The organism is Rhodococcus sp. NPDC127593, assembly GCF_042671975.1.
Lineage (GTDB): Bacteria > Actinomycetota > Actinomycetes > Mycobacteriales > Mycobacteriaceae > Rhodococcus_F.
Window position 1 is genome coordinate 15,499 of record NZ_JBHXWI010000038.1, and the last position, 16,624, is coordinate 32,122.

General features: G+C 67.1%; 17 protein-coding genes and 1 riboswitch. Of the genes, 10 read left to right on the forward strand and 7 right to left on the reverse strand.

Annotated elements, in window-relative coordinates; all coding sequences use genetic code 11:
- The first annotated feature begins 7 nt into the window (after window positions 1-7).
- The 4 genes from ACFVJ3_RS30855 to ACFVJ3_RS30870 all read left to right on the forward strand — a co-directional run bounded on the left by ACFVJ3_RS30855 (window position 8) and on the right by ACFVJ3_RS30870 (window position 4,629).
- Window positions 8-1,372 carry an amidohydrolase family protein gene (locus tag ACFVJ3_RS30855; RefSeq protein WP_378455690.1) on the forward strand — a complete coding sequence of 455 codons (1,365 nt, stop codon included), beginning with the start codon at window positions 8-10 and terminating at the stop codon, window positions 1,370-1,372.
- Between the two features lie 144 nt (window positions 1,373-1,516).
- Window positions 1,517-2,773 (forward strand): CynX/NimT family MFS transporter, encoded by a 1,257-nt coding sequence (locus ACFVJ3_RS30860; RefSeq protein ID WP_378455775.1) that lies wholly within the window; start codon window positions 1,517-1,519, stop codon window positions 2,771-2,773.
- Between the two features lie 38 nt (window positions 2,774-2,811).
- On the forward strand, window positions 2,812-3,693 hold the full coding sequence (locus ACFVJ3_RS30865; protein ID WP_378455691.1) for a fumarylacetoacetate hydrolase family protein: 882 nt from the start codon (window positions 2,812-2,814) through the stop codon (window positions 3,691-3,693).
- Between the two features lie 9 nt (window positions 3,694-3,702).
- Window positions 3,703-4,629, forward strand: a complete 927-nt coding sequence (locus ACFVJ3_RS30870; protein ID WP_378455692.1) for a VOC family protein — start codon at window positions 3,703-3,705, stop codon at window positions 4,627-4,629.
- Between the two features lie 23 nt (window positions 4,630-4,652).
- Here the strand turns inward: ACFVJ3_RS30870 and ACFVJ3_RS30875 are convergent, their stop codons facing one another.
- Window positions 4,653-4,874, reverse strand: coding sequence for a hypothetical protein (locus tag ACFVJ3_RS30875; RefSeq protein WP_378455693.1), 222 nt, complete (start codon window positions 4,872-4,874; stop codon window positions 4,653-4,655).
- Between the two features lie 282 nt (window positions 4,875-5,156).
- Here ACFVJ3_RS30875 and ACFVJ3_RS30880 point away from each other — a divergent pair, with 282 nt between their 5' ends.
- The gene (locus ACFVJ3_RS30880) at window positions 5,157-5,561 is read left to right on the forward strand and encodes a C40 family peptidase (RefSeq protein ID WP_378455694.1); all 405 of its coding nucleotides are present in this window, start codon (window positions 5,157-5,159) and stop codon (window positions 5,559-5,561) included.
- A 71-nt stretch (window positions 5,562-5,632) separates the two neighbouring features.
- Here ACFVJ3_RS30880 and ACFVJ3_RS30885 read toward each other — a convergent pair whose 3' ends face one another.
- Window positions 5,633-5,974 (reverse strand): Lsr2 family protein, encoded by a 342-nt coding sequence (locus ACFVJ3_RS30885; protein ID WP_378455695.1) that lies wholly within the window; start codon window positions 5,972-5,974, stop codon window positions 5,633-5,635.
- Window positions 5,975-6,114: 140 nt separating this feature from the next.
- Between ACFVJ3_RS30885 and ACFVJ3_RS30890 the strand changes: the two genes are divergently transcribed.
- Entirely contained in the window at window positions 6,115-6,294 is a 180-nt protein-coding gene (locus ACFVJ3_RS30890; protein ID WP_378455696.1) for a hypothetical protein, read from the forward strand.
- Between the two features lies 1 nt (window position 6,295).
- On the opposite strand, the gene ACFVJ3_RS30895 is transcribed toward ACFVJ3_RS30890, so the two are convergent.
- The 3 genes from ACFVJ3_RS30895 to ACFVJ3_RS30905 all read right to left on the reverse strand — a co-directional run bounded on the left by ACFVJ3_RS30895 (window position 6,296) and on the right by ACFVJ3_RS30905 (window position 9,886).
- Window positions 6,296-7,705 carry a CitMHS family transporter gene (locus ACFVJ3_RS30895; protein WP_378455697.1) on the reverse strand — a complete coding sequence of 470 codons (1,410 nt, stop codon included), beginning with the start codon at window positions 7,703-7,705 and terminating at the stop codon, window positions 6,296-6,298.
- Between the two features lie 89 nt (window positions 7,706-7,794).
- Window positions 7,795-9,120, reverse strand: coding sequence for an LLM class flavin-dependent oxidoreductase (locus ACFVJ3_RS30900; RefSeq protein WP_378455698.1), 1,326 nt, complete (start codon window positions 9,118-9,120; stop codon window positions 7,795-7,797).
- Between the two features lies 1 nt (window position 9,121).
- Window positions 9,122-9,886 (reverse strand): 3-oxoacyl-ACP reductase, encoded by a 765-nt coding sequence (locus ACFVJ3_RS30905; RefSeq protein WP_378455699.1) that lies wholly within the window; start codon window positions 9,884-9,886, stop codon window positions 9,122-9,124.
- Window positions 9,887-9,934: 48 nt separating this feature from the next.
- Window positions 9,935-10,038: riboswitch (TPP riboswitch) on the reverse strand.
- 72 nt (window positions 10,039-10,110) lie between these two features.
- Between ACFVJ3_RS30905 and ACFVJ3_RS30910 the strand changes: the two genes are divergently transcribed.
- Both ACFVJ3_RS30910 and ACFVJ3_RS30915 read left to right on the forward strand, forming a co-directional pair.
- A complete protein-coding gene (locus ACFVJ3_RS30910; protein WP_378455700.1) occupies window positions 10,111-10,563 on the forward strand; it encodes a MarR family winged helix-turn-helix transcriptional regulator in 453 nt (150 codons plus the stop codon).
- A 2-nt stretch (window positions 10,564-10,565) separates the two neighbouring features.
- A complete protein-coding gene (locus ACFVJ3_RS30915) occupies window positions 10,566-10,988 on the forward strand; it encodes an organic hydroperoxide resistance protein (protein ID WP_378455701.1) in 423 nt (140 codons plus the stop codon).
- A 21-nt stretch (window positions 10,989-11,009) separates the two neighbouring features.
- Here the strand turns inward: ACFVJ3_RS30915 and ACFVJ3_RS30920 are convergent, their stop codons facing one another.
- Entirely contained in the window at window positions 11,010-11,888 is an 879-nt protein-coding gene (locus ACFVJ3_RS30920) for an oxidoreductase (protein WP_378455702.1), read from the reverse strand.
- Between the two features lie 40 nt (window positions 11,889-11,928).
- Entirely contained in the window at window positions 11,929-13,917 is a 1,989-nt protein-coding gene (locus tag ACFVJ3_RS30925) for a CocE/NonD family hydrolase (RefSeq protein WP_378455703.1), read from the reverse strand.
- A gap of 195 nt (window positions 13,918-14,112) precedes the next feature.
- Here ACFVJ3_RS30925 and ACFVJ3_RS30930 point away from each other — a divergent pair, with 195 nt between their 5' ends.
- Both ACFVJ3_RS30930 and ACFVJ3_RS30935 read left to right on the forward strand, forming a co-directional pair.
- Window positions 14,113-15,012, forward strand: a complete 900-nt coding sequence (locus ACFVJ3_RS30930; protein WP_378455704.1) for a pseudouridine synthase — start codon at window positions 14,113-14,115, stop codon at window positions 15,010-15,012.
- A gap of 45 nt (window positions 15,013-15,057) precedes the next feature.
- Window positions 15,058-16,593 carry a CHAD domain-containing protein gene (locus tag ACFVJ3_RS30935; RefSeq protein WP_378455705.1) on the forward strand — a complete coding sequence of 512 codons (1,536 nt, stop codon included), beginning with the start codon at window positions 15,058-15,060 and terminating at the stop codon, window positions 16,591-16,593.
- The last annotated feature ends 31 nt before the right edge of the window (window positions 16,594-16,624 follow it).

Genomic DNA, 16,624 nt, shown 5'->3' on the forward strand with positions numbered 1-16,624 from the left:
GACACTCATGGACCCGAGTCATGCCCGACCACGCCGCACTCTCCTCCGGGGAGCAACGGTCGTCAGCGTCGATCCGGCGATCGGAAACTTCGACCGAGCTGACATCCTGATCAGCGACGATCTGATCGCAGGAATCGACTCGCGGATCGACGTCGAACCAGACGTCGAGATCCTCGACGTCGACGGAATGATCGCGCTCCCCGGATTCGTCGACACTCACCGCCACACCTGGCAGAGCGTCATGCGGCACGGATACGCCGAACTCGATCCCCTCCAATACTTCGACGAAATGCTCCGGGGAATCGGGGCCGCGTACGAACCCGAGGACGTCGAGATCGGAAACCTCCTCGGCGCTGTATCGGCGCTGAGTGCCGGGACGACCACCCTCTTCGACTGGTCCCACATCCAGAACTCGCCCGAGCATTCCGACGCTGCGGTCACCGGTCTGCGCGAGGCGGGTATCCGTGCCGTCTTCGGCCACGGATGGCCACTGCAGGGCGACGGCCGGTGGACCGAGAACAGCATGCTCACCCACCCGGCCGACATCGAACGGCTGCAGAAGCAGCACTTCTCCGACCCGGGCGGACTCGTGACATTGGCCATGGCGGCCAGGGGCCCCGAGATGACGGCGCCCGGGGTGTGGCAGGCCGACCTCGCCCTCGCGCGTGACCTGGGCATCCGCACATCGGTGCATGCCGGTGCGTACGCGCACAACGAACCGGTCCACGCCGTCGCGCAGTACGACAAGGCCGGACTTCTCGCCGACGACCTGACGTTCGTGCACTGTTGCCGCTCCTCCGACGTCGAACTCGCGATGATCGCCGACGCCGGTGCCACCGTGTCGATCGGCGTGCACTGCGAGCTCAACTCACAGGGCATCGGCGACGTCCCCCTCGACCGCATGCTCGCCGCCGGCGTACGACCGAGCCTCAGCGGGGATACCGAAACCAAATGCAGCGGAGACATGTTCACGCAGATGCGAATGCTCTTCGGCTACCACCGTTCGTGGATGGGCGGCGGCCACAGCTCCGTCGCGGCCGATCGTGCGCAGGTGTTCCTGAAAGATGTGCTCGCATTCGCCACCATCGAGGGGGCGAGAGCGGTCGGGCAGGGCGATCGCATCGGCTCGCTCACTCCCGGCAAGCAGGCCGACATCATCCTGGTGCGCGCAACGGACCTGAACCTGGTACCTGTACTCGATCCGGTGGCGTCCGTGGTTCTCGCCGCTCACGGGGGCAATGTCGATTCGGTGCTCATCGGCGGGCGGTTCGTCAAGCGGGGCGGAGTAGTGCTCGGGCGTGATCCGTCCGCTCTCGTGAGCGCGGCGACGGCATCGCAACGACGGATCCTGGGGAGACGCGCCGGCCGCTAGCACTCGTGTGCGCGTGACACCCGTCCGAACAGGGTCTATTCGCCGCACGAATTCCCTCCATCACGAGTTGCCGCTTCCCGGATAACCCGAGAACAGGAACAGTGATGGTCATCACCACCGCAACAAAGGAGTAAGGCATTGACCATGTCACGCGGGGACGAATTCCGGCGCGGGTGGCCGACTCTGTCAGCGGCCGCCGTGGGTGTCGGCACTGGGGTATCCGGGCTCGCCATCTACTCGGCGGGTCTGTTCACCAGCGATCTCGGTAGGGAGATCGGCCTCAGCGCTGCGATGTACGGGCTGTCCATCACCTTGCTGACCTTCGGGATGGCGCTCGCCGCCCCCATCGTCGGTTACGCCGTCGACAGGTTCGGAGTCAAGGCCCCGACGATTGCCGGAGCACTGTGCCTGGCAGCCGGATTCGCCGCACTGGGAACGGTCGTGCACTCCGTGCCGGCCTACATGACAGCGATGGCGTTGATCGGATTCTTCGGTGCGAGTTCCGGACCGATTGCCTTCACCCGGGCGGTCAGCAGCTGGTTCGACCGCGCCAGAGGCCTCGCGCTCGGTATCACGATGATGGGAATGGGGCTCTCCGGCGCCATCATTCCGGTCGCCATCGGCCGCGTCATCGAACTCGAAGGATGGCGACTGGGCTACCTCACGTTGGCCTGCATCGCGCTTGCCGGAACCCTCCCGACCCTCTTCCTCCTGAAGGTTGCACCCCGAAATGGAAGTACGCAGGACACGCCCGGACGGCCGGCCCACGACGGTGACGACTTCGCCACCATCCGCAGGAACCCCCTCTACTGGCGGTTGATTCTCACATTCGGCCTGATGTCGGTCGCCTTCACCGGCCTCGTCCCCTACCTGGTCCCCATGCTTCGGCAGTACGGGATGAGTGTCGGCGGTGCGGCGTCGATCGCATCGATCATGGGACTCGCGGTGATCCTGAGCCGACTGGTGATCGGACTGCTCATCGACATCCTCCGGCCGACCGCGGTCGCAGCCTCGCTCTGCCTGCTGTGCGCCACCGGCGTGGTGCTGTTCGCCGTCGGCGGAGTCGGATTCGCCCCTGTCCTGGCCTTTACTCTGGGATGCATGCTCGGCGCCGAGCTGGATATGGTCGGCTATTTCACGTCCCGATACTTCGGTCTCGCCGCCTTCGGAAAGGCCTATGCCGGCCCCTACATGGCATTCGTCCTCGGCGGCGGGATCGCACCCCTGTGGGTCGGTGCCGTGGTGGACCGAACAGGAAGCTACACCGCAGTCCTCTATGTCGTCGCCGCGCTGACGGTGCTGTGCGCCGTCGCCTTCGTGGCCCTGCCGTCCCCGCGGCGGGTCACCCCCGAACCTTCCGAAACGAGGCCGACACCTGCCTCCGTCAACGCAGATCTCTAGCCACTCACAACAGACAACGCTCCAGGAGAACCACTTTCATGCGTATCGCCAACATCGACGGCCGTGCCGCTCTCGCCATCGCAGACGAGGGTTCCGAGCGGGGCATCGACCTCGCCCACGCCTCCCGCGGCCGGTTCGGCCCCGAACTGCCCGCCGTCTACCAGGCTTGGGACGACGTCACTGCATGGGCAGCCGAACAGGACCTGTCCGCCTTCTCCGACGACAGCTTCTCGATCGACCGCTCCCTCCTCCGAGCACCGTCGCCGGCTCCCCGTCAGGTGTTCGCGGTCGGCCTGAACTATCACGCCCACGCCGCCGAATCCGGTTTCGAATCCCCCACCCACCTTCCGCCGGTGTTCACCAAGTACGCCTCCAGCTTCACCGGCCCCGACACCGACGTGATCATCCCCGCCGGCGGCAACGTCGACTGGGAAATCGAACTCGTCGCCGTCATCGGACGCGAAACCACCAACATCGACGAGGCCGACGCCTGGGCGCACGTCGCCGGTCTCACCGCCGGCCAGGACATCTCCGAACGGATCACCCAGACCCGCGGCCCGGCACCGCAATTCGGCCTCGGGAAGTCGTTCGCTGGGTTCTCCCCGCAAGGCCCCTGGCTGGTCACCCCGGACGAGTTCACCAATCCCGACGACCTCGAACTCGGCTGCACCATCGACGGCGAGGAAATGCAGAAGGGCCGCACCCGGGACCTGATCTTTCCCGTCTCCACGCTGATCGCCACCCTCTCGCGCAATGTGACCCTCTACCCCGGTGACGTCATCTTCACCGGCACCCCCGCCGGGGTCGGCGTCGGCCGCGAACCGCAGCGATTCCTGCAGGCCGGCGAAAAACTCGACAGCTGGATCGACGGCATCGGTCAGCTGCACCAGCATTTCATCGCCGACCCCGACGCGAAGTAGGGACGAACCATGGCTCTGCACGGACTGGGCAAGGTCACCATCGGCGTCCCCAACGTCGACGACACCATCGCCTACTACACCGAATTCGGACTCGAACACCGCGGGAACGGGGTGTTCGCCACCCGCAACGGCGGCGAGCAACTCGAAATCGTCCACACGCCCACGCGGCGACTGGTCGAGTTGACGGTCGCCGCTGACGATCTCGACGACATCGCCGCCATCACGGCGCGGCTGACCGGGCTCGGCGTGGCACTCGAACAGGACGGCACGTCCGTCAGTGCCGTCGAACCGGTCACCGGCACCCTGGTGCGGGCGGCGGTCCGGCCCCGGATCGTCATCGCCCCCGCGGTGTTGCCGACGCCGTACAACGGTCCGGGCCGGATCGACCGGTGGGGACGGGCCCCGTTCCTCACCCGCCCCGAACCGGTTCGCCCCCGCAAACTCGGACACGCGGTAATCGGGTCCACCGACCTCGAAACCACCATGAAGTTCTTCACCGACGGTCTCGGATTCAAGGTCAGCGACTACATGGGCGACAAGGCGGCATTCCTGCGGTGCTCCGTCGAGCACCACAACGTCCTCGTCATGGCCGCACCGGTGAACTTCATGCACCACACCAGCTGGCAGGTCGATGACATCGACGAAGTCGGCCGCGGCGCCCACGCCATGCTCGAAAACAACCCCGAACGGCACGTCTGGGGCCTCGGACGGCACTACGCGGGCGCGAACTTCTTCTGGTACCTCGAGGACCCGGCGGGAAACTTCTCCGAGTACTACTCCGACATGGACACCGTCCCCGAAGACGAACTCTGGAGCCCGGAAGTGCTACACGGACTCCACGGCCTCTACGCCTGGGGACCACCGCCGCCCCCGTCTTTCCTCGAACCCGACGACCTCGCCGCCCTGATGACCGGAGCTCACTCCAGCACGGGGTGAGGAGCGGACCCGCGGGATTCGTGCTAGATCAGTTCGACGACGGTTCCCAGGTCGTGCACGTGCTCACTGTCCGACGGCCCGGTGGCCGGCGCGATGTCGCCACGTGCCGAGTGTGCCATCGACCTCGCCTCGCCCGCGGCGAACGCGACCGGTACAGCCACGGCAACGGACAGGAGGGCAGCTCCTGCGTCGAACGCCAAGCGTGCGACACCGAAAGCACAGTTCGCCGATTCTCGGATCGTCATCGTCCGCCTTCCTTCACCAGTCCACAGGACGTAGCGGACCACTCCTTTTGGCATAACCTTTACCCGTTCGACGTTACGAGGGGCACGCACTACTAGCGAGTACCAAACCGACCAGATCGAATGGTCTACCGGGCGGCCGTCGCTTCCGGCGCCCGAGCAGAGAGAAGACAGGCACGTACCCGGGTAGTTCAGCCGATGCGCCCAGACCGCACTGGGACCACCCTGTAATCAGACGTCCCCCACGTCGCGACACCACACCGAGTGCACTGGAGCAACGACGGCATGAACCCACACACCGGCAACCACGGACATCACCTGGTTCACACGTTCCGCCGTCCTCCGGTGCGGCCGGGACGCCACGCGCTGCACGCTGCCGCATCCAGGATCGGAATTCCGTGCACCCTCGGCGCCGGTGACCACCGCGCCTTCGACAGTTCCGGTCTCGTTCAATGGGCGTACAAGCAGGCCGGCGTGTCCGTTCCGCGCACCACCTACGAGCAACTCCGACACGGGACCGCCGTGGACGAGAGCGACCTGCAGCCCGGCGACGTCGTTCTCTTCTACGGGGGCGGCCACGCGGGGATCTATGCAGGAAACGACACGGTCGTCCACGCACCCGCTCCGGGACGGCCGGTCACGCGAGTAGCCATGAACTCCATGTCATTTCACGCAGCGCGCCGATACTGACGACCGACCGCAGCCTCCAGCCGACCCAAACAGGGCGGCTGGAGGCGTCGACCACCCGCGACACCGTGGACTCAGTGAGCTGCGTTGTACGCTTCCTCGATCTCGGCAGGAATACGTCCACGCGCGGACAACTCATAGCCCTGCTCGGTCGCCCATTCTCGAATCTCCTTCGCCTGGCTACGTCCCTGCGACGGTGCCACTGCAGGAGTCGACCGACGCTTTCTTCCACCGACCCGAGTTGCATGCTCGATGTAGTAGTCGAGAGTCTTGTGGAATTCCCTGGCGTTCTTGACCTTCAGATCGATCTCGTAGTCGACGCCGTCGACAGAGAACGGAATGGTCTCCCCCTTACCGTTCTTGATCGGAGTTCCGTCGATGTCGTCGATGCGTTCGACAACAACTTTGCGCGCCACAGTTCCACTCCTTCATCGTCGATAACCCGGGGAACACTACGTCGAAGTATTGTTTACCTGCCAATCCCCGACGGAGTTTTCGAATTGCAGACCCGGGTCCGTCTGATTGGAGCACCCCGTTTTCGGGGTATCCGTCGGACATGACACCGAAGGACACATCCGGACCGAAGACCACGACCACCGACAGTGGCGCCCCGGGCGCGGACAAGGACGTGATGTCCGATCCGGCCGAGGACGACAAGAGTTCGGGCGCCGACTGGAGCGGCGAAGGTGGCGCGACCCCTGAAGGGCCCGCCACCGACACCGACACCGAGGACTAGGTCACCAGGGGATCTGCCCGAGGACCACACCGATCACCAGCATCGACAGCGACACCAGCGCCGCGCGCCACAGCACCTTCTTGTGATGGTCCGCCAGCGGGACACCCGCCAGGGTCACGAGCAGGAGGATGGCCGGGACGAGGGGGCTCTGCATGTGGAACGTCTGGCCGGTGATGGATGCGCGGGCCATCTCGACCGGCTCGATGCCGTACGTGGCCGCCGTCTCGGCGAGGACGGGCATGATGCCGAAGTAGAAGGCGTCGTTGCTCATGAAGAACGTGAACGGCAGGCTCAGGATGCCCGTGATGACGGCCAGGTGCGGTCCGAGCGAGGCCGGGATGATCTCGAGCAGCCACTGCGCCATGGCCTCGACCATTCCGGTGCCCTGGAACACGCCGGTGAGCACGGCCGCGGCGAACACCATCGCGACCACGGAGACGATGCTCGACGAGTGGCGGGTGATCGCCTCCTGCTGTTCCTTGACTCGCGGGAAGTTCACCGTCAGCGCGATCGATGCGGCCACCATGAACAGGACCGGAATCGGCAGGACGTCCATCACGAGCACGACGAGGAGCGCGACGGTCACGAGCGCGTTGAACCACAGCAGCTTCGGTCGCAGCGTGGGCCGCTCGGGGTCGAGACCGTCGACGAAGCCCTGGCCGTCGTCCGATCCGGCGTCGCCGGAGCCGCCACCGGTTCGGGGTGTGTCACCGTTGCCCCCGGATCCGGAGCCGGTCGCGGACCGGCGGAGGCCGGAGCCCGCGGAGACGAGGAGGCGCTCGTCGGTGAGTTGGAGCGTTCCGATGCGGCGGCGTTCGCTGTAGCCCAGCTGCACGGCGAACAGCAGCACGACGAGCAGCCCGACCACCAGTGACGGGATCATCGGGACGAACACGTCCGACGGCGAGATATTCAGCGCCGCGGCGGCCCGGACCGTCGGTCCACCCCAGGGGACGATGTTCATCGCGCCGTTCGACAGGCCGGCGACCACCGTGAGAACCACGGGGCTGACCTTCAGCTTCATGTACAGCGGCAACAATGCGGACGTCACGATGATGAATGTCGTGGATCCGTCACCGTCCAGCGACACCACCATCGCGAGCACCGCCGTGCCGACGACGAGCCGCATGGGGTCGTTGCGGACGAGCCGGAGGATGAGTTTCACCAGCGGGTCGAACAGGCCGACGTCGATCATGATCCCGAAGAAGATGATCGCGAAGAACAGCAACGCGGCCGTCGGCGCCAGCGACTTGATCCCGTCGGTGATCATGTCGCCGATGCCGAGGCCCGCCCCGGCCGCGATACCGAATGCGACCGGGACGGCGATCAACCCGACCACGGGAGTGGCCCGTTTGGACATGATCAAGAACATGAACACGGCCACCATCAAAAAGCCGAGTGCTACCAGCATTGCCACTCCTCGTCCGAACTCGCGTCGCGGTGTGATCGCGATAACAGCCAGTGTCGGGGGGAGGGACGCTCACAGTCACTGTTGCGTACTTAGAGAAGGTTGTGTTCTTTGTGGTGGCACTGCCGGCGCCCCCGGAGATGGTCGCGCAGGGTCTCCGTCTCATACTCCGCGCGGAACAGCCCCCGCTTCTGCAGGACGGGGATCACCTCGTCGACGAAGTCGGCGAGGCCGTTCGGGTAGAGCGGCGGCATCAGGTTGAAGCCGTCGGCCCCGCCGCTGCGGAACCACACCTCGATCTCGTCGGCGATCGATTCCGGGGTTCCGATCATGGTGCAGTGCCCGCCGCCCGCCGCCAACGTGCCCAGCAGCGACCGCACGGTGGGACGGTCCTTCTCGATGATCCGCAGGATCGTGTCGTACCGGCCCTGCGGCCCGGTGAACTCCGACAGCGGCCGCAGCGCGGGAACGGGTGCGTCCAGTTCCCAGGCACTGCAGTCCTGCTGGACGAACATCGACAACTGCGCCAGCGACTGTTCGACGGGCAGAAGCGCGTCGAGTTCCGCCTTTTTCCGTCGGGCCTCCTCGGCGGTCGAGCCGACGTAGGTCACGAGACCGGGCATCACGGTCACCGTCTCGGCGTCGCGGCCCGCCGCGCGGATGCGCCGCTTCACGTCGCCGTAGTAGCTCTGCGCGGCCGTGAGGTCGTAGGCGACGGCGTAGATGCCCTCGGCGCACCGGGCGGCCAGGTCGCGGCCCTGATCGGACGCGCCCGCCTGGAACAGCACGGGACGACCCTGCGGCGAGCGCGGCACGTTCAGCGGACCGTCCACGAGGAAATGCTTGCCCCGATGCTCGACCGGCTTCACCTCGGCCGGGTCCGCGAAGATGCCCTCCCGGTCGAGCACGAGCGCGTCGGGCCCCCACGAATCCCACAGAGCGAGTGCCACGTCGACGAATTCCGCGGCGCGCGAATAGCGCTCGTCGTGCGGCGGCATCTCCTCGAGTCCGTGATTGCGCGCCTCGGCGTCGAACATCGACGTCACCACGTTCCAGCCGGCGCGGCCGCCGCTGATGTGGTCGAGGGATGCCAGCATCCGGGCCGCGTGGAACGGTGTGTAGAACGTGGTGGACACCGTAGTCACCAGCCCGACCCGTTCCGTCGCCCGCGCCATCGCGGACAGCGCGGTGAGCGGTTCGAGGAACCACACGCCTCCGGATGCGGGGTCGCGCACCGAATGCCCGTCGGCGAAGAACACCGCGTCGAGGCAGCCCCGCTCCGCGGTCTGCGCCAGCTCCTCGTAGTAGGTGATGTCGCAGAGTCGCTCCACCTGGGACGACGGGTGCCGCCACGCGGCGCCGTGGTGCCCGCAGCTGAAGAGGAACGCGTTGAAGTGCAGTTGCCGGGCGTCGGTCATGTCAGTCCTTGACCAGTCCGCCGTCGACGACGAGGTTCTGGCCGGTCACCGCACGCGACCACGGGGACGCGAAGAACAGCACCGCGTCGGCGAATTCGTCCGGGGTGGTGACCCGCTGCAGCGGGGTGCTCGCCGCGATGAGGTCGAACACCTCGTCGGGAGTGGCGGCGCTCGCGTCGGTGGTGCGGAGCAGCCCGCCCGACACCATGTTGACGGTGATGCCGTCGGGACCGAGGTCGGCGGCGAGGGTGCGGGTCAGCGACAGCGCCGCGGCCTTGGCGGCCGTGTAGTCGTGGTACGGGACGACGGGGTTCTGGAACAGGTTGGTCCCGATGTTCACGATCCGGCCGAACCCGAGCGAACGCATGCCCGGCAGCGCGGCCTGCGTCGTGTGCAGTGTCGCCTTCACGCTGCCGCGCAGCTGCGAGTCGAAGGACTCCCACGTGATGACGTCCGCCTTGTCGCGTGCGTCGCCGTTGAACGAGAAGTCGGCGAGCGCGTTGTTGATCACCGTGGTCACCGGTGAACCGAAGTGCCCCTCCGCCGCGGAGAACAGCGTCGCCACCTGTCCGGCGTCGGTGACGTCGGCCCCCAACGCGACCGCACGGTCCGCGCCCAGGGAGGCCGCGAGTTCCTCCGCCGCGTCCCGGCTGTTCCGGTAGTTCACGATCACCCGCGCGTTCTGCGCCGCGAACGATCGCACGATGGCGGCGCCGAGGCCCCGCCCACCGCCGGTCACCAGGACGATCTGCTTGTCGAGCTGCATGCTGCCACCTTCCGTTCGGTCGGCGACGAGACATCGGATGAGCGCATACGGCCGTCTCCGCGACATCCCTTCGCCGGCATTACCCAGTTCAGGTTCGACGGGTCTGTTCTCAGCCGCCGGCTCGTCGCCGGGTAGCACCCCGTGTCACTGGCCAACAGTGTAAGCGCAATCACCGAGCGTGTTTCTTGGTTGTGCACAACCAAGTTGTGTGCAACTATTCAGTGGTGACCGACAACCTCGCCCTCGACCGCCAGGTGTGCTTCGCGCTGTACTCGGCTTCCCGGGCCATGACGGCGAGATACCGGTCGATGCTCGACTCGTTGGGAGTGACCTACCCGCAGTACCTCGTGCTGCTGGTGCTCTGGGAGCGGGACGGCCGCGGAGTGCGCGAGATCTGCGACGCCCTCGAACTCGACACCGGCACGCTGTCGCCACTGCTCAAGCGGCTCGAAACGCTGGGCCTGGTCGAACGCCGGCGCTCCTCGGCCGACGAGCGCCGGGTCGGGATTCACCTCACCGACAAGGGCGCGGGTCTCCGCGCCGCCGCGGAGGGCATCCCCACGGAACTCGCTCAATCGACGGGAATGAACGTCGACGAACTCGTCGCCCTGCGGGACACCCTGTCGCGGCTCACCGAATCACTTCACAGTTTCAACACCCCTACAGGAGAGAAGTAACCATGAAGATCGTCTACACCGCCGAAGCCCTCGCGACCGGAGAAGGCCGCAACGGCCACGCCCGCACGTCCGACGGCCGGCTCGACCTGAACCTCGCCATCCCCACCGAGATGGGCGGGTCCGGCGACGGCACCAACCCCGAGCAGCTGTTCGCCGCCGGATACGCGGCATGCTTCCACTCCGCACTCCAGCTGGTCGCCCGTCAGGCGAAGGCGAACGTCGCCGACTCGGCCGTCGGCGCCCGCGTCGGCATCGGCTCGACGGACGGCGGTGGATTCGGTCTCGCCGTCACCCTCGAGGTCTCCCTCCCCCACCTGCCACGCGCCGAGGCGCTCGAGCTGACCGAGAAGGCGCACCAGGTGTGCCCCTACTCCAACGCCACCCGCGGCAACATCGACGTCACCCTCGAGGTCACCGAAGACTGAGAAACCCCGACGGGCGTCGGGTCACCCGAACTTGAACTCGACGCCCGTCAGGTCCTCCGACAGAGACCACAACGCCCGCGCGGTGTGCTCGTCCCGCGACTTCTTGTTGGAGCCCACCACCTTCGGGTGGCCACGCTGCTCGAACAAGCCGTCCGGCCCGATGTAGCTGCCGCCGATCACGTCGGGTGCGGTGGCCGCGTACAGCATCGGCAGCGCCCCCATCTCCGCCGACTGCGCGAAGATCCGGTTGCCGACGGCCATCAGCTTGTCCTGCACCGACTCGGTGTGGGCCTGCAGATTGGTCGACGCATAACCGGGGTGCGCGGCCACCGCTTTGACGGAAGATCCCGCCGCGGACAGCCTGCGCTGCAATTCGTACGTGAACAGCAGATTCGCGAGTTTCGACTGCCCGTACGCGCTCCAGCGGTTGTACTTGCCGCGTTCCCAGTTGAGGTCGTCGAGGTGAATCGCTCCCGCCTGGTGTGCGGCACTCGACATCGTGGCGACCCGATCGGTGATCTTGTCGAGCAGCAGTCCGGTCAACGCGAAGTGTCCGAGATGATTTGTGCCGATCTGCATTTCGAATCCGTCGGCGGTCTTGCGCTGCGGAACCGCCATTACGCCGGCGTTGTTCACGAGTACGTCGACGGAATCGACGCCGGCGGCGAACTCGCGCACCGAGGCGAGGTCGGACAGATCGAGGCGGCGCACCTCGGCGTTGTCACCGATCGAGCGTGCGACGACCTCCCCCTTGTGGGTGTTGCGACAGGCCAGCACGACGTGCGCCCCCGCCTTGCCCAGAGCCCGCGCGGCCACCTCCCCCAGACCACTGTTGGCGCCCGTGACGACGAACGTGCGGCCGCGCTGATCGACGATGTCCGAAGCTGTCCACTTGGTCATGACGTCAACCCTACGGATCTCGGGTCGTGGCGTGAACCCGTCACCACGCCTGCGCTCCGACCAGCGGCAGATTGAGGAAACTCGGCCGCTCCGGGGACAACGCGACGTGCTGCGGCTTCAGTTGACTGTCGGCCAGCATCGGTCCGAGCGGCAGGTACCGGGGAACGCTGCCCGCGTACACGTCGACGCGCAGCCGGTGCCCCGGTTCGAGGACCGCGTCGGTGGGCACGAAGTTGATGTCCACCGGTGTCACTTCACCCGGAACCAGCGGCTGACGGGCGTCCACCGTCAGATAATGGTGCGGTTCGGTGTAGTCGCCGTTCGCCGACGTGGTGCTCTTCGAATCGTCCACGGCCCGCATGGAAGCGGTGAGAGCGCCATTGGTGAGCGGAGTCGACGTGCCGTCCGGTGCGACGTCGTTGAGCGTCACGGCCCAGAATCCGTCCGGGGCGTCCAGCACGGTCTCGAGGTGCAGATTGACCGGACCCGACAGCTCGGTCGGCTGCGTGACGGGGGCACTGGTGAACGTCAGGCCCTCGGCCTCGGCGAACCGGGAGTCCTTGCTGCACACCGATCCGAAGACGACGGCCGCGCCTGCGGTGCCCTGTGCGCCGTCGCGGGAACAGAGCCCGCGAAGGCCGGGTGCGACGGTGAGCTGTGCCGCGTCGCCAGGTTTCGCCGACACCAGGCTGCCGTCGTGGGTGGCGTGCCCGGCGGTGCCGCTGGGGGCACCCGACAGGTACATCCGCTGGTAGTCGACGCCGGCCCGCGGGAACTGATCGGTGGTGGTCCAGCCGTTGCCCTGCTGATACAGCGTGACCGGGCCGTACTCCTCGATGCCGTTGTCGATGCCCTTCAGCCACTTGTCGAACCAGGCGCGTTCGAGGACGTCGAGTCGCGGCGGCGCACCCTGCTCACCGAAGCCGCCACCGAACGAGATGTGGTAGGCGTCGCTCATGATCAGCTGCTTCTCGCCGGCAGGCAGCGGGATGTCGTTGTAGACCCGCGGCTCGCTGTTCGCGAAGATGTCGTGCCACGCGCCGTAGACCATCGTCGGCACCTCGATGTTCGCGGCCTGCGCCTTCCGCTCCTCGTAGAACCGGCCGTCCTGCGCCACCCGCAACGTGTCGGGGTCGAGACCGCTGATGTCCGGCGCGGTCATGGCCTCGATCAGTGCGGGGAACAGCGTCAGCGGATCCCGCAACCGATCCTGCAGCCACTGCTGGTCGAAGCGCCCCTGCGCGATGGCCTGAACGTCGGGAACGAACTTGAGACCGTTGACCAGTGACAGCCACAGCGGCATGAATCCCACGCCGAGACCACCGCCCGTTCCGACGATGTCGCGGAGCAGATCGTTGCCCGGTTCGGTCGGGAAGATCGCCTTCAACGCCGGCGGCTGATGGCCCGCGGCCTGCAGCGAGTTGATTCCCGAGTACGACACCCCCGCCATTCCGACCTTTCCGTCGGACCACCCCTGCTTGCTCATCCAGTCGATGATCTCGACGGAGTCCTGCTGCTCGAGCGGACCGAGCGCCTGCCATTCCCCTTGGGAGAAGCCGGTGCCCCGCGCATCGACCACCACCTGGGTGTACCCGTTCCGGACGAGGTCGCGGTTGATGCCGAAGACGCGCATGCCGCCGCCGGTGAGCACCTTCGCCGCTTCACCGACTCCGTCGAACGGTGTTCCGGCGAGATCGAAGGAGTTCACCAGGTCGACGACCGTGTCCTCGAGGCCCGGTACCGCGAACACGGAGTCGACGACGTTGCCGACCAGCTTCGTGTATGGCGTGACGCCCAGAACCGACGGCATCTTGGCGTCGATCGGCTTGCCGGAGGCGTCAGCGGGGCGATAGACGTTGGCCTTCAGCACTGTTCCGTCACTCATGGTGATGGGGACGTCCCAGTCGATCGCGATCAGCGGGTACTCGGGCGGCGCGTCGACCGCGGCGTTCCACCCAGCCCCGGCCGCCCCGCCCGTCGGATCCGCCGACGCCGTCACCGCCGGGGCGACAGCGAGACCCACCGCCATCGCAAGAGCAACTACCACTGCACCCGGACCAAACGCCCGTTGACGCACGATCACCACGAACCCCCGTGAAAATCCTCCGATGACGCGCCTCAGCGGCCATCAGGGTGGCCCGCGTCACAAACTTACCGGATAGTAACCACGAGTCCCCCCGCGGTCAACGGCGGATTTCCGCAGCCTGTCGACTACCGTGACGGGGTGCCCGACGCCCCCCTTCCCGTCCGCGACGGCCTCAACCCGACGCGGCTGAGGATGCCGGACGACGGCTCGTGGCCCACCGTGCTCGAGTACCTGGTCGCGCGTTTCCCGCACGACGAGACCCGCCTCCGCGAGAAGGTCGCGACGGCGGAAGTGGTCGACGAGCGCGGACTGCCGATCACCGAGTCCACCCCGTTCGCGCCCCGCAGATTCGTGTACCTGTACCGGGATCCGCCGGTCGAGAAGCGAGTGCCGTTCGAGATCGAGATCCTGCACCGCGACGAGGATCTCGTCGTCGTGGACAAACCCCACTTCCTGGCCAGCACCCCGCGCGGCGCGTACATCGCGGAGTCGGCGCTGGTCCGGTTGCGCAGGGACCTCGACCTGCCGGAACTGACACCGGCGCACCGGCTCGACCGGTTGACCGCCGGGGTGCTGATCTTCACGGTGCGTCGTGAGATCCGGCGCGACTACCAGTCGCTGTTCGATCAGCGCCGGGTGGTCAAGGAGTACGAGGCGGTCGCCCGTTACGACCCCGATCTCCCGCTGCCCGCCACCGTCCGCAGTCGAATCGTCAAGGAGCGGGGCGTCTTGAAGGCGTACGAGGTCGAGGGTCCAGCCAACAGCGAGAGCCGCATCGAACTCCTCGAGGTTCACGGCGACGCGGCCCGGTACCGGTTGCTGCCGCACACCGGCAAGACGCACCAGTTGCGGTTGCACATGAGTTCGCTCGGCATCCCGATCCACGGCGACAACTTCTATCCCGACTTCTACGACGTTGCCGCCGACGACTATTCGACGCCGCTGCGGCTGCTGGCCCGGTCCGTCGACTTCGTCGACCCGATCTCGGGCGACCGTCGCCGCTTCACGAGCCGGCGCACTCTCGACTGGCCGGGCTGACCTCGCGTTCTTTCCCTCACCGCGGTCAGGCGGAAGGATGGTGACATGAGTAGTGCGACGTCCGTCTCCGAAGTGGAACGCAAGTACGAAGCGACATCCGAGCAGCAACTCCCGGCCCTCTCGGGGCTTCCGGGCGTCGACGGTGAACCGCGACGCGACACCGTCCAGCTGTCCGCCCTGTATTACGACACGGGCGAACTGCTGCTGCTCCGCGCCGGAATCACCCTCCGCCGCCGGGAAGGCGGCGACGACGCCGGCTGGCACCTGAAGATCCCGGCAGGAGCGGACGAGCGGACCGAGCTGCAACTGGCGCCCGACGCCGAGTACCCCGAGACGGAGGTGCCCCGGGAATTCACGGAATTGCTCACGGCCGTCACCCGCGGCGCCGCCCTGAACCCGGTCGCGCTCATCAGCACCGACCGCGAGCGGCAGCGGCTCGTGGACGCGGCGGGGACGACGCTCGCCGAGGTCGTTTCGGACGTCGTGATCGCTGCCGTCCCCGAGACGGGAACCGGATCCGACGAGCGGGTGTGGCGCGAGATCGAAGTGGAGCTCGCGGCTGGCGACCGAAACCTGTTCGACGCCATCGACTCCCGGCTGACCGATGCCGGAATCACCCGATCGGACGCGCCGTCGAAGTTGCGGCGGGCGCTCGGCGATGCGGTGACCGGCACCCCGCGCCCCGCGCGCAGGAAGAAGGGCTCCGCTCCGCGGACGCTGCTGCTGGAGTACCTGGCGGCGCAGAAGGATTCTCTCGTGACGGCCGACCTCGGCGTGCGGCGCGACCTCGAGGAGTCCGTCCACGACCTCCGGGTCTCGGCCCGGCGCATCCGGAGTGTCCTGCAGGTGTACGGGTCCAGCCTGCGCGACCAGGAAACCGTCGACGAGTTGATCGTCGAACTCCGCTGGGTCGGTCAGGCCCTCAGCGCGGCGCGGGACACCGAGGTGCAGTGGAGCCGGCTCGTGGATCGGCTGGGTGGCGCCGAGGAAATACCCGACCGCGAGGTCGTGCGGGCGCGCCTCGACGAGTACTTCTCGGGACTCGCCGCGACGGCCCGGCCCGCAGCACTGGCCGCCCTGAACTCCCAGCGCTACCTCGACCTGCTCGCCGGGCTCGACACGTTCCTCGCCGCCGTCGAGTCGTCCGGGGGCGGCGGCCCGTCGAAGAAGGCCGTAGCGAAGTCCTTGCGCACCTTGTCGAAGTCCGTCCGTAAGCGCGTGCGGACGGCGGCGGCCGCGACCACCCGGGGCGAGCGCGATGAACTGACACACCGAGCGCGTAAGCGCGCCAAGCGAATGCGCTATGCAATCGAGTCGACGCGGTCGCTGGCACCGAAGGCCTCCGACCGCGCTCAGACGAAGTTCAAGGGCTTTCAGGACGTGCTCGGCGAGTACCAGGACGCCGTCATCGCGCGGGACCACATCCTCGCGATGGTCGCGGAGGATCAGCACTCCGCCGAGTCAAGCCTCGGCCTCGGCATGCTGCTGCAGCGCGAATTGGATCGCGGCGACACCCTGGCTCCGCAAGTGAAACCCGAGTCGAAGACCGCGCGGAAGGCGGCCCGAAAAGTCTGGAAGTAGGGCACAGTCGGGGAGTACCCACCAGCGTGAG